The sequence below is a fragment of the Actinoplanes sp. NPDC000266 genome (genome assembly GCF_042899005.1).
GTDB lineage: Bacteria > Actinomycetota > Actinomycetes > Mycobacteriales > Micromonosporaceae > Actinoplanes.
This window is the reverse complement of sequence record NZ_JBIAZI010000008.1, coordinates 257,163-273,007: the sequence shown is the minus strand read 5'-3', so window position 1 is coordinate 273,007 and position 15,845 is coordinate 257,163. Positions and strand designations below refer to the sequence as shown.

The 15,845-nt window shown below is 71.5% G+C and carries 14 protein-coding genes; 5 read left to right on the top strand and 9 right to left on the bottom strand.

What is annotated here, in order from left to right:
* Nucleotides 1–5: 5 nt before the first annotated feature.
* Nucleotides 6–965, bottom strand: a complete 960-nt coding sequence (locus ACFY36_RS31610; protein WP_499749563.1) for a LacI family DNA-binding transcriptional regulator — start codon at nucleotides 963–965, stop codon at nucleotides 6–8.
* 113 nt (nucleotides 966–1,078) lie between these two features.
* Here ACFY36_RS31610 and ACFY36_RS31605 point away from each other — a divergent pair, with 113 nt between their 5' ends.
* A complete protein-coding gene (locus ACFY36_RS31605) occupies nucleotides 1,079–1,711 on the top strand; it encodes a LysE family translocator (protein WP_499749562.1) in 633 nt (210 codons plus the stop codon).
* A gap of 737 nt (nucleotides 1,712–2,448) precedes the next feature.
* On the opposite strand, the gene ACFY36_RS31600 is transcribed toward ACFY36_RS31605, so the two are convergent.
* A complete protein-coding gene (locus ACFY36_RS31600) occupies nucleotides 2,449–2,733 on the bottom strand; it encodes a hypothetical protein (protein ID WP_499749561.1) in 285 nt (94 codons plus the stop codon).
* Between the two features lie 51 nt (nucleotides 2,734–2,784).
* Between ACFY36_RS31600 and ACFY36_RS31595 the strand changes: the two genes are divergently transcribed.
* The gene (locus ACFY36_RS31595; RefSeq protein WP_499749560.1) at nucleotides 2,785–3,207 is read left to right on the top strand and encodes a hypothetical protein; all 423 of its coding nucleotides are present in this window, start codon (nucleotides 2,785–2,787) and stop codon (nucleotides 3,205–3,207) included.
* Nucleotides 3,208–3,216: 9 nt separating this feature from the next.
* Here ACFY36_RS31595 and ACFY36_RS31590 read toward each other — a convergent pair whose 3' ends face one another.
* Nucleotides 3,217–4,047, bottom strand: a complete 831-nt coding sequence (locus ACFY36_RS31590) for a carbon-nitrogen hydrolase family protein (RefSeq protein ID WP_499749559.1) — start codon at nucleotides 4,045–4,047, stop codon at nucleotides 3,217–3,219.
* A gap of 139 nt (nucleotides 4,048–4,186) precedes the next feature.
* On the opposite strand from ACFY36_RS31590, the gene ACFY36_RS31585 reads away from it, so the two are divergent.
* Nucleotides 4,187–4,798: an HAAS signaling domain-containing protein gene (locus ACFY36_RS31585; RefSeq protein WP_499749558.1), complete on the top strand. Its 612-nt coding sequence runs from the start codon at nucleotides 4,187–4,189 to the stop codon at nucleotides 4,796–4,798.
* Here ACFY36_RS31585 and ACFY36_RS31580 read toward each other — a convergent pair.
* Nucleotides 4,795–5,910, bottom strand: a complete 1,116-nt coding sequence (locus ACFY36_RS31580) for a flavin-containing monooxygenase (RefSeq protein ID WP_499749557.1) — start codon at nucleotides 5,908–5,910, stop codon at nucleotides 4,795–4,797. The two genes, ACFY36_RS31585 and ACFY36_RS31580, sit on opposite strands and share 4 nt — an antisense overlap.
* A gap of 125 nt (nucleotides 5,911–6,035) precedes the next feature.
* On the opposite strand from ACFY36_RS31580, the gene ACFY36_RS31575 reads away from it, so the two are divergent.
* Both ACFY36_RS31575 and ACFY36_RS31570 read left to right on the top strand, forming a co-directional pair.
* On the top strand, nucleotides 6,036–8,834 hold the full coding sequence (locus ACFY36_RS31575; protein WP_499749556.1) for an FAD-binding and (Fe-S)-binding domain-containing protein: 2,799 nt from the start codon (nucleotides 6,036–6,038) through the stop codon (nucleotides 8,832–8,834).
* Nucleotides 8,831–9,574, top strand: a complete 744-nt coding sequence (locus tag ACFY36_RS31570) for a sulfite exporter TauE/SafE family protein (RefSeq protein ID WP_499749858.1) — start codon at nucleotides 8,831–8,833, stop codon at nucleotides 9,572–9,574. Before ACFY36_RS31575 ends, ACFY36_RS31570 begins: the two co-directional genes overlap by 4 nt.
* Here the strand turns inward: ACFY36_RS31570 and ACFY36_RS31565 are convergent.
* The 5 genes from ACFY36_RS31565 to ACFY36_RS31545 are packed head-to-tail and all read right to left on the bottom strand — an operon-like array spanning nucleotide 9,500 to nucleotide 15,836.
* Nucleotides 9,500–10,879 carry a hypothetical protein gene (locus ACFY36_RS31565; protein WP_499749555.1) on the bottom strand — a complete coding sequence of 460 codons (1,380 nt, stop codon included), beginning with the start codon at nucleotides 10,877–10,879 and terminating at the stop codon, nucleotides 9,500–9,502. The two genes, ACFY36_RS31570 and ACFY36_RS31565, sit on opposite strands and share 75 nt — an antisense overlap.
* The gene (locus ACFY36_RS31560) at nucleotides 10,879–12,093 is read right to left on the bottom strand and encodes an OmpA family protein (RefSeq protein WP_499749554.1); all 1,215 of its coding nucleotides are present in this window, start codon (nucleotides 12,091–12,093) and stop codon (nucleotides 10,879–10,881) included. Before ACFY36_RS31560 ends, ACFY36_RS31565 begins: the two co-directional genes overlap by 1 nt.
* On the bottom strand, nucleotides 12,090–12,884 hold the full coding sequence (locus ACFY36_RS31555) for a hypothetical protein (protein ID WP_499749553.1): 795 nt from the start codon (nucleotides 12,882–12,884) through the stop codon (nucleotides 12,090–12,092). The genes ACFY36_RS31560 and ACFY36_RS31555 overlap by 4 nt, the downstream gene beginning before the upstream one ends.
* The gene (locus tag ACFY36_RS31550; RefSeq protein WP_499749552.1) at nucleotides 12,881–15,103 is read right to left on the bottom strand and encodes a hypothetical protein; all 2,223 of its coding nucleotides are present in this window, start codon (nucleotides 15,101–15,103) and stop codon (nucleotides 12,881–12,883) included. Before ACFY36_RS31550 ends, ACFY36_RS31555 begins: the two co-directional genes overlap by 4 nt.
* On the bottom strand, nucleotides 15,096–15,836 hold the full coding sequence (locus ACFY36_RS31545) for a hypothetical protein (RefSeq protein WP_499749551.1): 741 nt from the start codon (nucleotides 15,834–15,836) through the stop codon (nucleotides 15,096–15,098). The genes ACFY36_RS31550 and ACFY36_RS31545 overlap by 8 nt, the downstream gene beginning before the upstream one ends.
* Nucleotides 15,837–15,845: the final 9 nt, after the last annotated feature.

The window sequence follows — 15,845 nt, the reverse complement described above, 5'->3', positions numbered from 1 at the left end:
TCTCCTCAGGCGGGGCCGGTGGAGCCTCGTACCATCAGTTGGGTGGGTAGTTCGCGGCGTTCCTTGTCTTGTCTCTTCAGGAGCAGATCGACGCCGGCCTGACCGGCCAGCTCTTTGGGAAGCGCGACGGTCGTCAGGGCGGGATGGACCATCGCGGCCAGGGGGATGTCGTCGAAGCCGAGCACGCTGATGTCGCCCGGAACGTCGACGCCGCGGGCCGCGAAGCGGTGCAGCAGGCCGAGCGCGACGAGATCGTTGTAGGCGATGACGGCGGTCACCCGCTCGGCCAGCACCCGGTCGGCCACGGAGACGCCGCCCTCGAACTGCGGGACCACGTTGCCGGTCTCGACCAGGTCGACCTTCGCTTTGGCCACCGTCCGCAGGGAGCGGACGCGTTCCCGGTTGGCCCATGAGGATCGGGGTCCGGCGACGTACGCCACGCGACGGTGCCCGAGCGCGACAAGGTGACTGACGGCCTGGCGCATGCCGTCGAGGAACTCGGCCGTGACCGAGGGGACGCCCGGGATGCGGCGGTAGAGCAGCACGACGGGCACCTCGGCGGCCAGCTCGCGCAGGTCGGCCTCGGCCATCCGGGGCGAGCAGAGCAGAACCCCGTCGACCTGCTTGGCCAGCTTGCGCACGAGGCCGGCCTCGGCCGCCGGATCCTCGTCGGTGTCGGCCAGGAAGACGGCGTGGTCGGCCTCGTGGGCGCGGGCCTGCACGCCCTTGACGATGCTGGGGAAGAACGGGTTGCCGAGATCGGGCACGAGCAGGCCCAGATTGCCGGTGCGCCCGGTGATCAGGCCGCGGGCGGCACGGTTGGGGTGATAGCCGAGGCTGGCCGCGATCTCCTTGACCCGGTCGCGGGTGGAGGGCCGGACCACCTCGGGATTGGACAGCGCCCGGGTGACGGTGGCGGCCGAGACACCGGCCGCGCGAGCCACGTCCTTGATGGTCACTGCCATGCGGGCCAGACTGCAATCCGTTTCATTCCGCTGTCAATGCATCGACCATGATCTCTTTCTTGGCGCATGAAAACCTTTACAGATCATGGTCATGGCCGTGGTCCAATGACCCGATGGTGTCCGGAGACCGCTTGCTCGCCTTCGCGGCGATGTCGTTCCTGCTCGTCGTCATCCCCGGCCCGAGCGTGTTGTTCATCGTCGGCCGGGCCCTGTCACAGGGCCGCCGGGCCGCCATGGCCTCGGTCCTGGGCAATACGGCGGGCGGTTACGTGCTGGTGGTGGCGGTGTCGCTCGGCGTGGGCCCGATCGTGCAGCGGTCGGCGCTGGTCTTCACGGCGCTGAAGCTGGCCGGCGCGGCCTACCTGATCTACTTGGGTGTCCGGTCGTGGCGCGAGCGCCACACCTTGAAGCTCGTGGCCGGCGGACCGGCCCGGGGCGGCCTGCGGACCTTCGGCGAGGGCTTCACGGTCGGCGTGTCCAACCCCAAGGGCATCGTCTTCTTCTCGGCCGTGCTGCCCCAGTTCGTCGACACCACCCAGGGCCACGTCGTAGCCCAACTGCTCCTGCTCGGCCTCATCTTCAACCTGGTCGCCATCACGTCGGACTGCGCCTGGGGCCTGGCCGCCGCCACGACCCGCACGTGGTTCGCCCGCTCCCCACGCCGCCTGTCGATGGTCGGCGGCCTGGGCGGCCTGACGATGATCGGCTTGGGTGTCTCGGTCGCGGTCACCGGTCGCAAGGACTGACCCGCGGCGAGTGCGAGCGCCGATCGGTGTGGCGCATGCCTGTCGCCCACGCGATGTCCTTGCCATGACGTGCGGCTGAGGCGCGCCGTCGGGCATGGGCCGTCGTTCTCGGACGTCTCATCGACCGCAGTCGGAATCGGCGAGCCGGTCACCGAGGCGTCTCGTCTGCTTCGTGCCGTCGCGACATCAGGTAATTACTGGATCCTCGATGTCCGGAGGGACCGGTGAAACGGAAGTGGCCAGCCGAAACCGCAAATAGGGAACGACGATTCCCACGGGCTGCCCGATTGGAGTGTTCAGAAACAGATCGAAACTCAGCGCTTGCCGGAATCGCTTGATCTTATCCAGGGTGAGCGCAACATTCCCTCCTTCGTGGGGTATTTGAGAAAATGATGCCAGTGGCAAGCTGCCATCGTAGGCGACGACGCGATCAAGTGATCGACCTCGCCCGGATACCGTGTTCGCCGCGCGTTATGACGGCGGGCGACAGGAACTGCTGTGCTTGACGATCTCCGAGATCGTCGTCCTGCATCTGAATCCTCAGCACAGCGGAGGATCCGTGAGCGCGAATGCTCATTCGATCAACATGATCAGGTGCTTCAGATCCGACAAATCCGCGGCGTCTGCGCTCCAACAGAATGTCGCCACGACGATGATCTGCTTACGGTTCCGAAGACGCCGACATCGTATTTGCGTCGACGGGGTCTTTCCGCGGTGATGTGACCGCGGATTGGCTGTCAGGAGCGGTCCGGGGCCGATGATTCGGCACCGACTTCGGCGACGTCCCATACGAGGCAGCGCACGCCCGGGCGCTCGGTGGCGCCCTGGGCCAGCATCGCTTCGTGGTAGCGCCTCGCGTTGTTCTCGTCGGCGTATACCTGCATCATGTGGCCGTCGAGTGTCCATGTGCCGTGGACGAAGCCGGGCGTTCCTACCTTGCTTGACGCCATCAGAGGGACCTGGGCGCGTAACTCGTCGATGACCGACGGGTCGATCTCCCACACACCGATCACGGCCCACATGACTTGGCCCCTCCACCTAAGCTGTCGGCACGCACCATGCTGGGAGTGTAGGTGGACGTCTATGACCGGTACGAGCGCGACGCCGAGCGATATCTGGCCGTCCACGGTCTCCACGTTGAGCCTGGGCTCCTTCCGGCTGTCCGGGAGATTCTCGTTCGCGAGACCCGGAACGAGGCGGACACCTATGCCGGCGTGGGCTCGGTTCCCGGCAACACCGAGCTCATGCGGATCTGCGCCGTTCAGCTGTGGCACGGCGGGCAGGTCGAGGACGCGCTCCTGATTCATCGTGCCCGCCGGACCAGCATGGACGCCACGGGTGCCATCGACGCCGAACTTCTGCTCGGGGCGGGGCCGGCGCGGACGAAGGAGTACCTCGCCGGGCTGGGCACCGATGAAGCCCTGGAAATGCTCGACGTCATCGCCGGTGTGGAGGAGTGGTATGACGCGGAGAGCTACTCGGCCAGGATCGGCTGATTCGATTCGTCAGATGCCGGTGTGGTCCGCGCTGCGAGGGTCGGTGACCCGGGCGGCGGCATAGATGTCCCCGGCCCGGGCGATGGCGCGCCAGGGGCGGGCCTTCGTGAGGGCGACGTCGAGTGCCGGGTCGGCGCGGTCCAGGTCGACACAGATCACGTCGGGACCTTCCGTACAAGCTTGGCGCAGTACGTAGCCGTGGGGGCCGATCACCGCCGACGGGGTGGCGGGGGCGCACTGGGCCGGGACGGCCATGCTCACCCAATAGTTGTTCGCGGCGGCGTGGCCCCGGGCCATCACCTCGAAGATGGGGTCCTCGGAAAAGCTGGAGAACAGGACGCAGTCCACGTCCAGGGAGCGCTGTTCCAGCCACAGCTCGGGGAAGTTCACCTCGATGCAGAGCAGGCAGCCGAAACGGAATCCGTCGATTTCGAACGTGCACGTGTGGTCGCCGGGGGTGTAGTAGCCGCTTATCTCGGAGTGGGACAGCAAGCGCTTGTCGTAGCGATCGGCCAGGCGGCCCCGATCGTCGATCACCCAGAGGGAGTTGTGGGGGCGGTGGCGGCCGGTCAAGTGGTGGTTGCCGCCCGCCACCACCCAGATGCCCAGGTCCGCGGCCAGCGCCATCGTGTGGCGCAGCTCGTCCGCTACCGGCTCCCCATTCACGCGCCAGCCCGCGTAGTACGTCTTCGCCATGCCGGCGTAGCCCGATAGCGCGCCCTCGGAGAAGTGGACGAGGCGTGCCTCCTGGTCGGCGGCCTGGCGCATCGCGGCTCGGATGGCTCGGCCGTTCGCCACCGGATCGGTGGTGACCTCGGTCTGTGCGACGGCGATCCTCACCTCGGCACCGTAACCAGCGCGGTGCATCGGCCGAAAGGTAGAGGCGGCCAAGGGGATTCCGTCCGAGGGTGGATGTTGGTGGGGGTGGGGCCGGGCGAAGCTGTTTCCATCGCGCCGGACCAGTAACGGGGGACCACAAATGACGACGGCACCGCTCGCACACACCGACGTTGTTGTGCTCGACTACCTGGCCGCTCTGTGGGCGCAGAGCGAAGACCTGGCGCCCGAGCTTCGCGACGAGCTCATGACGACCGTGGCCGACTACATCGCGGTGCGGCGTACGTCGCCCAGCTCGCCGCTCGAGGATCCGGCGGAGATCATTCGCCGGTTAGGGCCGCCGGAGGACCTGGTGGCGGCCGTGCGCCGCGGGAGCGTGCCGGCCCACATCCGGCTGCCCGCCCTGGTTCCGCCTCCTCCGCCGGCCGCCACCGGCGGGGGAGCGGTCGCCCGGGGCGGGGCGGCCGAGTACACCGCGGTCGGGCTCATGACCGTCGGGGCCGTGCTCATCCCGGTCGCCGGGCCGGTGGCGGGCATGCTGCTGGCCAGCGGGTCGCCGCACTGGCAGCCGGCGCAGAAGGCCGCCGGCTGGGTGCTGACCGTCGGGGCGGGGGCCGCCGCGTTCGGCTTCGCCCTGTTCCTGGGTGTGGCCGGTGTCGGGGGCGCGGCCGCCCTCATGCTCCTGTACCTGATCCTGACCGGCGGGTCGGTGATCGCCGGGTGGCGCATGTACGACGCGCTGCGGCGACCTTAAGGAGCCGCGACGGCCCGGGCCACCCGCCGGGACTCGATGGCCAGCTCACGGAGCATGCCGCCGAGGGTCACGTTGTAGCCCATGAAGTACAGGCCGGGACGGGCCGACGGGCCGCCGTGCACCAGCGGGACGCCGGTGTCGTCGAACAGCGCGGGGTCGTCGAACAGGGCGGGCAGCCCGGTGCCGTAACCGGTGGCCGCGACCACCACGTCCGGCTCGATGGTGGTGCCGTCGGCCAGCTGAACCGCGGACGGCGTGAAGGACTCGACCGCCGCGACCGGGCGGACCCGGCCGGCCAGGACGTCGCGGACGATGCCCACGTCCTGCAACGGGACGTAGCGCTGGGTGCGCAGGCGGGTCTTGAGGCCCTCGGTGGGGCGCGCCACGCCGTACTGGCGAAGGTCGGGCACCTCCATGCGTGCCATCGTGGCCGCCATCGAGTTGAAGACCGGCTCGGGCAGGCCGCTGAGCAGCAGGCCGTTCATCTGGGCGGGCCAGCCCGCGGTCGTGCGGCGGACGATGTGCGGTGGCGTGCGGATGGCCAGGCTGACCGAGGCGGCGCCGCCCTCGGCCAGGTCGGTGGCGATCTCGGCGCCGCTGTTGCCGGGGCCGACCACCAGGACGTTCTTGCCGCGGAAGGGTTCCGCGTTGCGGTAGGCCGACGAGTGGATCAGCGTTCCGGTCCATGACGGCAGGCCCGGCCACCGCGGCACGACCGGGGTGTGCAGATATCCGGTGGCGACGATCAGCGTGCGCGTCGTCTGCTCCGCACCGTCGGCCAACTGCAAGGACCAGCGCTCGCCGCCCGGCTTGACCCGTTCGACCGTGGTGCCGGTGCGGACATCAAGGGCAAAGCGTTCCCGGTACGCCTCCAGGTAGCGCACCAGGTCGTCCCGGCGCACCCACCGGCCGTACTCGCGGGGGATCGGGAAACCCGGCAGGCCGGACAGGCGGCGCACGGTGTGCAGGCGCAGCCGGTCGTAGCGGCCCCGCCAGCTGGTGGCCACCTCCGGGCCGCGCTCCAGCACGACGCTGTCCACGCCGTTGGCCTTCAGCTGGGCCGCCACGGCCAGGCCGGCGGCGCCGGCGCCGAGCACAGTCACGTTCGCCATGGGCAGCAGTGTGATCTATGGCCCACGCGCCCGGTGCGCTGGGGTGGCCCGGACGGCGACTACCATGACGGCGACGCCCACAAGGCCGAGGACACCGCCGCTACGCAGCCCCACTGGAACCGGACATGACAAGCGACACCGACCTGACCGACAGCCTGCGCCGGGCCGGTGTGGCCGACGTTCTCACCGATGCGGCGCACCGGTCGGCCTATTCGAGCGACGCCTCGCTCTACCGGGTGGTGCCGCGGGCGATCGTGCGGCCGCGCCACGACGACGATGTGGCGGCGACCCTGCGGGTGTGCCGCGAGCTGGGCGTTCCGATCACGGCCCGGGGCGCGGGCACGTCGGTGGCGGGCAACGCGATCGGCCCGGGCGTGGTGCTCGACTTCAGCCGGCACATGAACAAGGTGCTCGAGATCGACCCCGAGGCGCGGACCGCGCGGGTGCAGGCCGGAACGATCCAGGCGACGTTGCAGGCGGCGGCCAAGCCGTACGGGCTGCGGTTCGGTCCCGATCCGTCCACACATACCCGGTGCACGATCGGCGGGATGATCGGCAACAACTCGTGCGGCGCCCGGACGCTGGGCTACGGGCGTACATCGGACAATGTCTCCGGTCTGAGGGCTTTGACGATCGACGGCGATCGGCTGATCACCGGAGCCGAGACGAGCGGTGCCGACAAGGTCGTCGACGAGTTGCGCAACGTCATCGGGGCCAACCTGGCCACCGGGCGTACGGAGTTCGCGCGCTTCGGCCGTCAGGTGTCGGGCTACGCGGTCGAGCACCTGCTGCCGGAGAACGGCTTCAACCTGACCGAGTTCCTGGTCGGCAGCGAGGGGACGCTCGCGGTCATCACCGAGGCGACGGTACGTCTGGTGGCCGATCCGGCGTACCGGACGCTCGTCGTTCTCGGTTATCCCGATTTCGGCACGGCCGGTGACGTGATCCCGGAGATCCTCGGGTTCAAGCCGACCGCGTGCGAGGGCATCGACTCCCGCATCTGCGACGTGGTGCGCAGCCGCCGCGGTCCGGGCGCGGTGCCGCCGCTGCCGGGTGGCACGGCCTGGCTCATGGTGGAGATCGCCGGAGAGGACCAGGACGAGGTCCGCGACCGTACGGCGAGACTGGTCGCGGCCTCGGGGGCGGTCGACTCGCGGGTGGTCGAGGACACGGCCGAGGCGGCGCCGCTCTGGAAGATCCGCGAGGACGGGGCGGGCCTGGCCGGGCGGGCGCCGAGCGGGCTGCCGGCCCACGCGGGCTGGGAGGACGCGGCCGTGCCGCCCGAGAAGATCGGCGCCTACCTTCGTGACTTCGACGTGCTGGTGGAACGGCACGGGCTGACCGCGATGCCGTACGGGCATCTCGGTGACGGCTGCGTGCACGTGCGCCTGGACTTCCCGCTGGACAAGCCGGGCGGGCCGGGCAAGTTCCGGGCCTTCCTGGAGGACGCGGCCGATCTGGTGGTGAGCTACGGTGGCTCGCTGTCGGGGGAGCACGGCGACGGGCGGGCCCGCAGCGAGCTGCTGACCCGGATGTACTCGCCGGCCGCGATCGACCTGTTCCGGCGGATCAAGCACACGTTCGACCCGGGCAACCTGCTGAACCCGGGCAACCTGGTCGATCCCGACCCGGTCGACGCGAACATCCGGGTGTCGCGGGCGCGGCCGGTGACGGTGCCGCTCGCGCTGGCCTACCACGCGGACGGCGGCGACTTCAACCAGGCCGTGCACCGGTGCACGGGCGTGGGCAAGTGCCGGGCCGACACCACCGTGCTGGGCGGGGTGATGTGCCCGTCATACCTGGCCACCAAGAACGAGAAGGACTCGACGCGGGGCCGGGCGCGCGTGCTGCAGGAGATGCTCGACGGCGACCTTGCGCCTGACTGGCGGGCCGAGGCCGTACACGATGCGCTTGATCTTTGTCTGTCCTGCAAGGGGTGTGCCTCGGACTGCCCGACCGGGATCGACATGGCGGCGTACAAGTCCGAGGTCTTGCATCAGAGTTACCAGGGGCGCGCGCGGCCGCGGTCGCATTACTCGCTGGGGTGGCTGCCTCGGTGGTCCCGGCTGGCGTCGAGGATGCCCGCTCTGGCGAACCTGATGACCTCTCTGCCCGGTATCCGGGGGCTCGCGTTGTATTTCGCGGGTGTGGACAAGCGGCGGTCGATCCCGACATTTGCCGCGTCCACGTTCCGCGCGTCTTATGAGCCGAAAAATTTGGGCAAACCGGTTGTGTTGTTTGTGGACAGTTTCACCGATCACTTCTCGCCGGAGATCGCTCAGGCGGCCGTGGACGTGCTGGAAGACGCCGGGTACGCGCCGCAGGTGACGAGCCGGAAAGCCTGCTGTGGTCTGACATGGATCTCGACCGGGCAGCTCGACGCGGCGCGGCGGATCCTCGGCAAGACGGTGGACGAGCTGCACGAGTCGGTGAAGCAGGGCATCCCGGTGGTCGGGCTCGAGCCCTCGTGCACCGGAGTGCTGCGACAGGACGCGGTCGAGCTGGTCGACAACGACAAGGCCCGTGACGTCGCCGCGGCGACGAAGACCGTGGCCGAGCTGCTGGCCGAGACCGAGGGCTACGAGCCGCCGTCGCTGGAAGGGGTGCGGGTCATCGCGCAGCCGCACTGCCACCACCACGCGGTGATGGGCTGGGACGCCGACGCCAAGCTGCTGAAGAAGGCCGGCGCGACCGTCAAGCGGCTCGGCGGCTGCTGCGGCCTGGCCGGCAACTTCGGCGTCGAGCGCGGCCACTACGAGGTGTCGGTGCAGGTGGCCGAGCAGCAGCTGCTGCCCGCCCTGGACAAGGCCGAGGAGGGCGACATCTTCCTGGCCGACGGTTTCTCCTGCCGCACGCAGGCGGCCGACCTGGCCGACACCCCGGGCAAGCACCTCGTGCAGCTGTTGCGGGAGCACAAGCGCTGACCACCGCCGAGATAGCCGCCCTGCTCGGGGGCGGGCTGCTCGCCGGCGCCGTCAACGCCGTGGCCGGTGGCGGCTCGCTGATCACCTTCCCGCTGCTGGTCGCGCTCGGGTTGCCGGGCGTGGCGGCCAACGTGAGCAACGCGCTGTCGGTGGCGCCCGGATACGCCGCCAGCGCCTTCGCCGGGCGGCCCGACCTGGTGGGCCAGGGCCGCCGGATCGTCACGATCATCCCGGCGATCGTGGTGGGCACGTTGTGCGGCAGCTCCCTGCTGCTGTTCACACCGCGCTCGGTCTTCGACTTCGTGGTGCCGTTCCTGCTGCTGGCGGCGGCCGCGATGATGGCCTTCCAGAAACGGCTGCGCTCGCTGGCCGGCCCGCCCAGGGACAATCCCGTGGTCTTCGTGCAGGTCGCGGTCTTCCTCTGCGGGTTGTACGGCGGCTATTTCAACGCGGCGATGGGGCTGCTCCTCATCGCCGCGCTGTCGCTCGTGCTCGACGAGACGCTGCGCCGGATCAGCGCGCTGAAGAACGTCTTCTCGGCCGTGGTCGGCGTGACCACGGTGCTGACCTACAGCGTCTTCGGGCCGGTGAACTGGGCGGTCGTGGCCGTCCTGGCCCCGGCCACGATCGCCGGCGGCGTCGCCGGGGCCCGCGTCGCCCAGCGGCTACCGGCCGGGGCCCTGCGGTGGACCATCGTCGTCCTCGCGACGGTGGTGGCCGCGATCCTGCTGCTCACCTGACGGGTCCATGGCCCGGCTCAGCTGGTCGGTCGCCGCGCGCAGGGCCGTGGTCAGCCGATCCTCGAGTGCGCTGGGCCGGTAGCGCTCGACGGCCTGGCCGGCGTCGCCCAGCACGAGGCTCCGTACGGCCGGCGCCGGCAGCAGCCCTTCGAAGATCACGCCCTCGCCGTCGGCCGAGGCGAACCGCGGGGCGATCGGCCCGGTGAGACCGTGCCGTCCGCGCTCGTCGGCGATCTCGGCCCACGCCTGCACGACATGCCGCCGGGAATCGGCCGCCGCGTCCTCGACCGCGGCGTGGAAGTCCTGCCAGGCCGTGGTGTGCTCGCCGAGCTCGTCGCGGGCGCCCTTCTCCAGCCGGGTCAGTTCCTCGCCGCTCCTGGCCAAACCCACGCGGGACTCGACGTCCCGGTCCTTGAACGGGTTGTGGGCGCTCGCCTTGAAGGCGATGGCCGACACCGTCAGCAGCACCAGCAGCGCGGCCAGCGGGCCGCGGAGCCGGTCGTCGATCAGGCCGTCGCCGCGCAGCCAGGCCCACGCGCCGAGCACGCCGACCAGGGCCAGCAGGAAGGCGACGGGCAACGGCCAGCTCGGCCACGGCAGGTCGCCGGGCCGCCGGGTCTCCACCGACGGCCGCCACCGCAGGAAGGTCCGGGACAGCACGACCCGCCAGTCGAGCCGGCCCCGGGTGGGCCGCCGCTCGGCCCGGTTGCGGTGGCGCAGCAACGGCACGGCCAGCCAGCTGCCGGCCAGGATCAGCGCCATCGCGATGCCGAAGCCCGGGATGTACGAGATGGCGGTGTGCCACCACGGCGCGTCCACCGGCACGTCGAGCGCGGTCTGGAACGTGCCGGCGAAGAACGCGGTGTCGTAGGCCGCGCTGATCAGGATCAGCGGCCAGACCAGCCACCAGCTCAGCCAGCGCGGCCGGGCCCGCCGGTCCTCGGCCCCGTCGCCGGCGTGCCGGTCGAGCACCCGGCGCCGGGACCGCCCGGCCTCGCCGTGCCGGTGCTCGGCCGCGTACTCCTCCACCCGGCGCACGGCGGTCTCCCCGCGGTGCCAGGCGGTGACCAGGCGCCGGTGGGCCTCGCGGATGCCGTCGCGGGCGGCCACGATCGCCGCCTCGGCGGCCATGGTGGCCCGGGTCAGCCGGGCCGATTCGGCGTAGGAGAGCTCGTTCCGGTCGTACGGCTCCTGCCTGTTACCGGCCGGCATCAGCGGAAGGACCGGCGGGAAGCCGGCGCCGCACGGTGTGCTCGGATAGCGGCGGCCGTTCGAGGTCTCGCCGGGTCGCGTCATCTCGGTCATCAGGCCGGCCCGTCCTTCACCTTCATCGTGATCTCGACCCGCCGGTCCCGTTGCAGGCACGGCTCGTTCCACGACCCGTCCGGCCGCTTGCCCACGGTGCACAGTGGATCGGCTTCGCCCTTGCCGTCACTGGTCACGCCGGGCATCCCGGCCGCGCTCAGCACGGCCGACACGCGGGCGGCCCGGCGCTGCGAGAGGTCGCGGTTGTGCTCGACGCTGCCCCGGGTGTCGGTGTGCCCGACGACGTGGACGGCGACCGGGTTCCGCCGGCGCAGGTCGTCGGCCAGGGCCCGCAGCCGGGCCTCGGCGCCTTCGCTGAGCTCGTCCGAGTCGAGGGCGAACAACTCCTCGGAAGAGAGGTTGAAGACGGGGCCGGGCGAGATCGGGGGCGGCCCGTCGTCGGCCACGAAGGTGACGGGAGGATCGGCGTGGGCGGACTCGGCGGCGCCGTCGCCGCGGGCGACCGGTGCGGTGGAGATCTCGCAGGAGAGGGCTCGGGCGGCCAGGCACGTACGCTGCCACAGGCGCCCGAGGAACTCGACGGTGCCGGTGGTGGGCGGGGGAACGCCGTCGGCGGGCTGCCCGACGCCGAGCATCACGAGGTTCTTGCCGGCCAGCGCGGACGGCCAGCCGTCCCGGCCGGGGCAGGTGCCGACGAGGTCGTCGATCCAGCGTGACCTGCCGGCCGAGGGCGAGGACAGGCTCAGGCATCCGGTGGTGCCGATCCCGTCGGTGGCGACGACGACGGTCCCCGGGCCGGCCGCCGCGGCGACGTTCATCGCACCACCGATGTCCGATCTGGCGGTCTCGGCGGGGCGGGTGGCGGCCCTTTTGGCGGCGCCGGTCAGGCAGTCCTTGAAGTTGGCCCGCTGCTTCTTCCGGTTCTCCTCGCGGTTGGCGTCCGAGCGGGTCAGGTGGTTCTGCAGCGCCCACCTGACCGTCGAGGCCGATCCGTCGAAGGAGCCGATCGACACGACGTCGCCGCGGCCGATCGCCTGGTCGAGCCGGCCGTCGAGGGCGGCGGCGTAGTCGGGCGCGGTCCTTCCCACCCGGGCCGACCCGCTGACATCGATGAGCACCGTCGTGGTCGCGGCCTGTCCCGCGTCCCGGCCGGTCATGCCGTCGCAGACATCCGGCCCGTCGCCACACGCTGCGGCCAGGCCACCGAGGAGGAGAAGGAGGGCGAGAGTGAGGGCTGTGCCTGGCCGGGTCATCGGGCGGGCTCCGGGGGCTCCATGTCCATCACCTCGCGGATGAAGGCGCTGTCCTGGACCTCCATCTGGCGCTGGTAGGCCGCGACCGCCGTGGCGTACAGCTCGGCGATCTCGTACATGCCGAGCTGGCCGTGGTCCTTGGCCGCCTCGCCGAGCACGTCGACCAGCTCGCGGGCCGAGAGGCGGCGGCGGTCGGCCAGCCGGCCCAGCTCGGCCGAGAAGTGCGGGTCGGCCAGGGCGGTGGCGCTCAGCTTGACCGGGCTCACGCCGAGGTCGGTCAGCAGCCCGGACCACTTGCCGGTGAGCTCGCGGGCCAGCACCACCCGCTGCCGGGCCAGGACCGCCTCGCTGTCGGCGTTCACCTCGCGCAGGACGAACTGCGTGAGATGCTCCCGCACGCGGGGGTCGGGCGTGACCCGGAAGTACGACGTGCAGCGGACCTGGCCGTTGTCGGTGCTGTAACACATCGTCCCCAGGTCCTGCTGGATCGCCCGTTCGGCGTCGGCCGCCTCGTGCGGGCCGTAGTTGCGGGCGATCTGCCAGATCCGGCGCCGGTGCGTGTCCTGGACACTGGACTGGTATTTGCCGGCCTGGCGGACCACGGCCTCGTACAGCACGTTGTCGCCGGTCCACTCCGTCTCGACGCTGACCTGGAACTCGTGGACGTCGCCCCGGCACAGCGCCGAAATGGTGAAGGGCTGATCCGGTGGGCGGTAGCTGATCGGCTCGGGCGCGGGCTCCCGCCGGCGGCGGAACAGGTCCCGGAAGCGCTGGAAGAACGACTTGCTCATGCGGGGTCTCCAAGGGAGTCGTAGAGCCGGGCGGCCGTGGCGCAGTCCCGCCGCCACCGCCGGAGATAGAAGCGGCCCCGGTCCTCGAGGGAGGAGGCGAGGACCAGGCGGCCGAGCTCCGCCATCCGGTCCGCGAAATCGGGATCCGCGTCGGCGCACTGCAGCCAGATCCGCAGCTCGCTCCAGGCCCGCCGCATCGTCGTCGGCCCGGCGAGCGCGCCCCGCCAGAGGCCGGCCAGGTCGCCCGGTTCGACGTCGGCCAGCAGGACCGGCCACTGCTGCCGGGGAGCGGCGGCGGGATAGCGCGCCAGCAGGATCAGCGAACGGGCGGCGTGCACCCGCAGCCGGTACAGCTCGTCGGCGTTCCAGCTGACCAGCGCGGCGCGGGTGAGCTCGGGGGCGGCGATGTAGAGGAACTTCATCGCGTACGCCACGGAGGCGCTCCCGTTGAGGTCGTCGCGCCCGGCCAGCAGGCGCAGGTCGGCCAGCGCGTCCTCCGGAAGGGCGGCGCCGAGCGAGGTGCCGTAGGCGCGCGCGGCCGCGTCGTGCAGCTGAGGATTGCGGCTGCGCGCCCAGTCACGCACCAGCGCGCGCACCAGCCAGAGCAGACGGCCGTCGGCGGCCAGCGCGTCCATGGCCCAGGCCGCCGCCTGCCGCTGGACGCCGCTGCCCGAGCGCGCCCACGGCTTGATCAGATAGCGCCAGACCTCGTCGAAGTCGCGGACGGCGAGCGCACCCGCCGTGTAGGCGGCCCGCCGCCGGATCGCCGGCCGGCCGTCGTCCACCAGCTGGTGCAGCCAGAACAGCAGCGGCACGCGGACGGTGTCGAAGTCGTTCCACACCACGTCGAGCACCTCGGGCGCGAACCCGGGGTCGACGAAGTGGGCCCGGCGCGGGCTGTCGGTGGCCTCGAGCCGGGTCAGCACGGTGCCGTCGGGCAGGCGCAGCATGCGGTCGACGTCGGCGTCGAACACGGCCCGCGGCCGGTCGGCGCCGCCACTGGCCAGGTGGTCGAGGATGTCGAGCAGCACCTGCCCGGCCTCGAACACGTCGGCCAGGGGCTGCCCGTCGAACGCGGCGTGCGCGATCTGCACGGCCTGCCGGCGCGGGGTGGCCGGTGTGGCCTCGGCGTCGCCCTCGCCCTTGACCAGGCGGGCCGCCAGCTCCCGGACCTTGGCCCGGATCCGGTTGAGCGCGAGGTCCAGGTCGTCCTCGCCGGTGCCGTTCCAGACGGCCAGGGCGCGGGCCAGGTCGGCCACGGCACCGGGCAGCGGATCGGCGGTGAGCCGCTCCTGGACCTTGTCCGTCTTCCGGCACAGGCGCACGAAGTCGTCCGGGTCCGCGCCGGGCACCGTGTCGCCCCGCTCGCGGCGGTCCCGCAGCTCGCGCAGCAGATGCGTGCGGAGGACCTCCTCCGGCGGGGCCGGCTCCATCAGCGCGTCGTACGGGTGCAGGGGCTGGTCGGCGGTGGCGCCCGGCTCGCCGAGCACGACGATGAACGCGTCCGCCTTCTCGGCCATGCCGGCGAGGGCGGCCAGGGTCGCCGGGGCCACCGGGCCGGGCGCGGCCAGTTCGAGGACGACGCCGAAGCCGTGGCAGTCGGCGAGCAGGTCGTTCTCGCCGGCCAGAGCGGTCAGGGGCACGTCGGTCTGGTTCACCTGGAGGCCGCAGATCCGGTCCTCGCCGACGGCGAGTTTCAACAGCATCTCGGCGAACAGGCGGCGGCCGCTGCCGGCCGGTCCGCAGAGGTAGAGCAGCCGCTCCTCGGTCAGCGTCCGGTAGCAGGACTGATGGTTGGCCGGCGGGACGAAGATGTCCAGGGCGCGGGCGACCCATTCCGGGCCGCGGTGGTAGCGCAGGATCGCGATCTCGCGGCCGTTGCGCAGGTTGTAGACGAAGGTGCGGGCGTTGTCGCCGATGGTCGTGTAGCCGCCGTCGATCTTCGCGTGGTAGCCGCGATCCGGGCCGAGGTCAGCCCCGCCGGCGTCGCCGCCCCAGCTGTCGTCCGGCTTGGCCGGTCCGGTCGCGGCCGTTCCGCCCGGGTTGGCGAAGTCGTCGTAGTCCTTCCTGGTGCTGTCGCTCTCCGGCGCGCGCGAGGCCGCCTCGGGCTGAGGCTGAGGCTGAGGCTGGGGTTGGGGCTGGGGTTCAGGTTCCGGTGGTGCCGGCGCCGGTGCCGGTGGCTGGTCCGGTGGTGGCGGGGGCGGTGTCTCGTCATTCATGCCGGCCGACCCACATCTGGCCGTTGTCGCCGATCTGGACGCCCGACGGGCGGTCCATGCGGATGTCGAACTTCGAGGCGGCGGGCGGAGCGGGCTGTGCGGGCGGCGGGGCCGGGGCCGCGGGCCGGGCCGCGGTGGCGCCGACGTGCGGTGGGTAGGAGTGGGGGACGTACAGCCAGGCCAGGACTTTGACGTCGTTGACGTCGACCGTCACGCCGCGGAACTGGCGGGGCTGCAAGCCGTTGGCGCCGTGCGGGACCACGCGCTGGTACAGGTCGTCGGCGACGACGGCGACCAGCGGGACCTCCGGCAGTGCCCGGGTCGCCTCGCGGGCGGCCGGCGAGTTCTGCAGGCGGGCGGCCAGGACGAGGGGGTCGCCGCCGCGCGGGACGCCCTCCTCGATCAGCACGTCGCCGCCGGCCAGGCCGAAGCGCAGGCGCAGCCGGTGGTCCTCGTGCTTGTTGCGGTTGTACGCCATCACGCCCGCGTACATCTCGTTGAGGAAGTCCCAGAGCATCCAGGCGGCCGGGATCGCGGCCGGTGCGACCGTGACCTCGCCGTCGCCCTGGCTGTCGCGGATCCATCCCGCCGGAGCGGACGACGTCCGGACGGCGCCGGCGATCAGCGAGCGGGCGGCGCCGTTGAGCTCGGCGTGGCGTGTGTAGCCTCCGGCGCTCGAGGCGACGACGTCGCAGTTGGACACGATTCCGGGGACGGGCAGCGTGCGAGTCATCGATATCCA

Bases quoted from the DNA above. Each gene is read 5' to 3' on its own strand.
- ACFY36_RS31550 (WP_499749552.1), bottom strand. From the start codon at position 15,103: ATGAATGACGAGACACCGCCCCCGCCACCACCGGACCAGCCACCGGCA.
- ACFY36_RS31575 (WP_499749556.1), top strand. From the start codon at position 6,036: ATGACAAGCGACACCGACCTGACCGACAGCCTGCGCCGGGCCGGTGTG.
- ACFY36_RS31555 (WP_499749553.1), bottom strand. From the start codon at position 12,884: ATGAGCAAGTCGTTCTTCCAGCGCTTCCGGGACCTGTTCCGCCGCCGG.
- ACFY36_RS31600 (WP_499749561.1), bottom strand. From the start codon at position 2,733: ATGTGGGCCGTGATCGGTGTGTGGGAGATCGACCCGTCGGTCATCGAC.
- ACFY36_RS31580 (WP_499749557.1), bottom strand. From the start codon at position 5,910: ATGGCGAACGTGACTGTGCTCGGCGCCGGCGCCGCCGGCCTGGCCGTG.
- ACFY36_RS31565 (WP_499749555.1), bottom strand. From the start codon at position 10,879: ATGACCGAGATGACGCGACCCGGCGAGACCTCGAACGGCCGCCGCTAT.
- ACFY36_RS31585 (WP_499749558.1), top strand. From the start codon at position 4,187: ATGACGACGGCACCGCTCGCACACACCGACGTTGTTGTGCTCGACTAC.
- ACFY36_RS31605 (WP_499749562.1), top strand. From the start codon at position 1,079: ATGGTGTCCGGAGACCGCTTGCTCGCCTTCGCGGCGATGTCGTTCCTG.
- ACFY36_RS31560 (WP_499749554.1), bottom strand. From the start codon at position 12,093: ATGACCCGGCCAGGCACAGCCCTCACTCTCGCCCTCCTTCTCCTCCTC.
- ACFY36_RS31610 (WP_499749563.1), bottom strand. From the start codon at position 965: ATGGCAGTGACCATCAAGGACGTGGCTCGCGCGGCCGGTGTCTCGGCC.
- ACFY36_RS31545 (WP_499749551.1), bottom strand. From the start codon at position 15,836: ATGACTCGCACGCTGCCCGTCCCCGGAATCGTGTCCAACTGCGACGTC.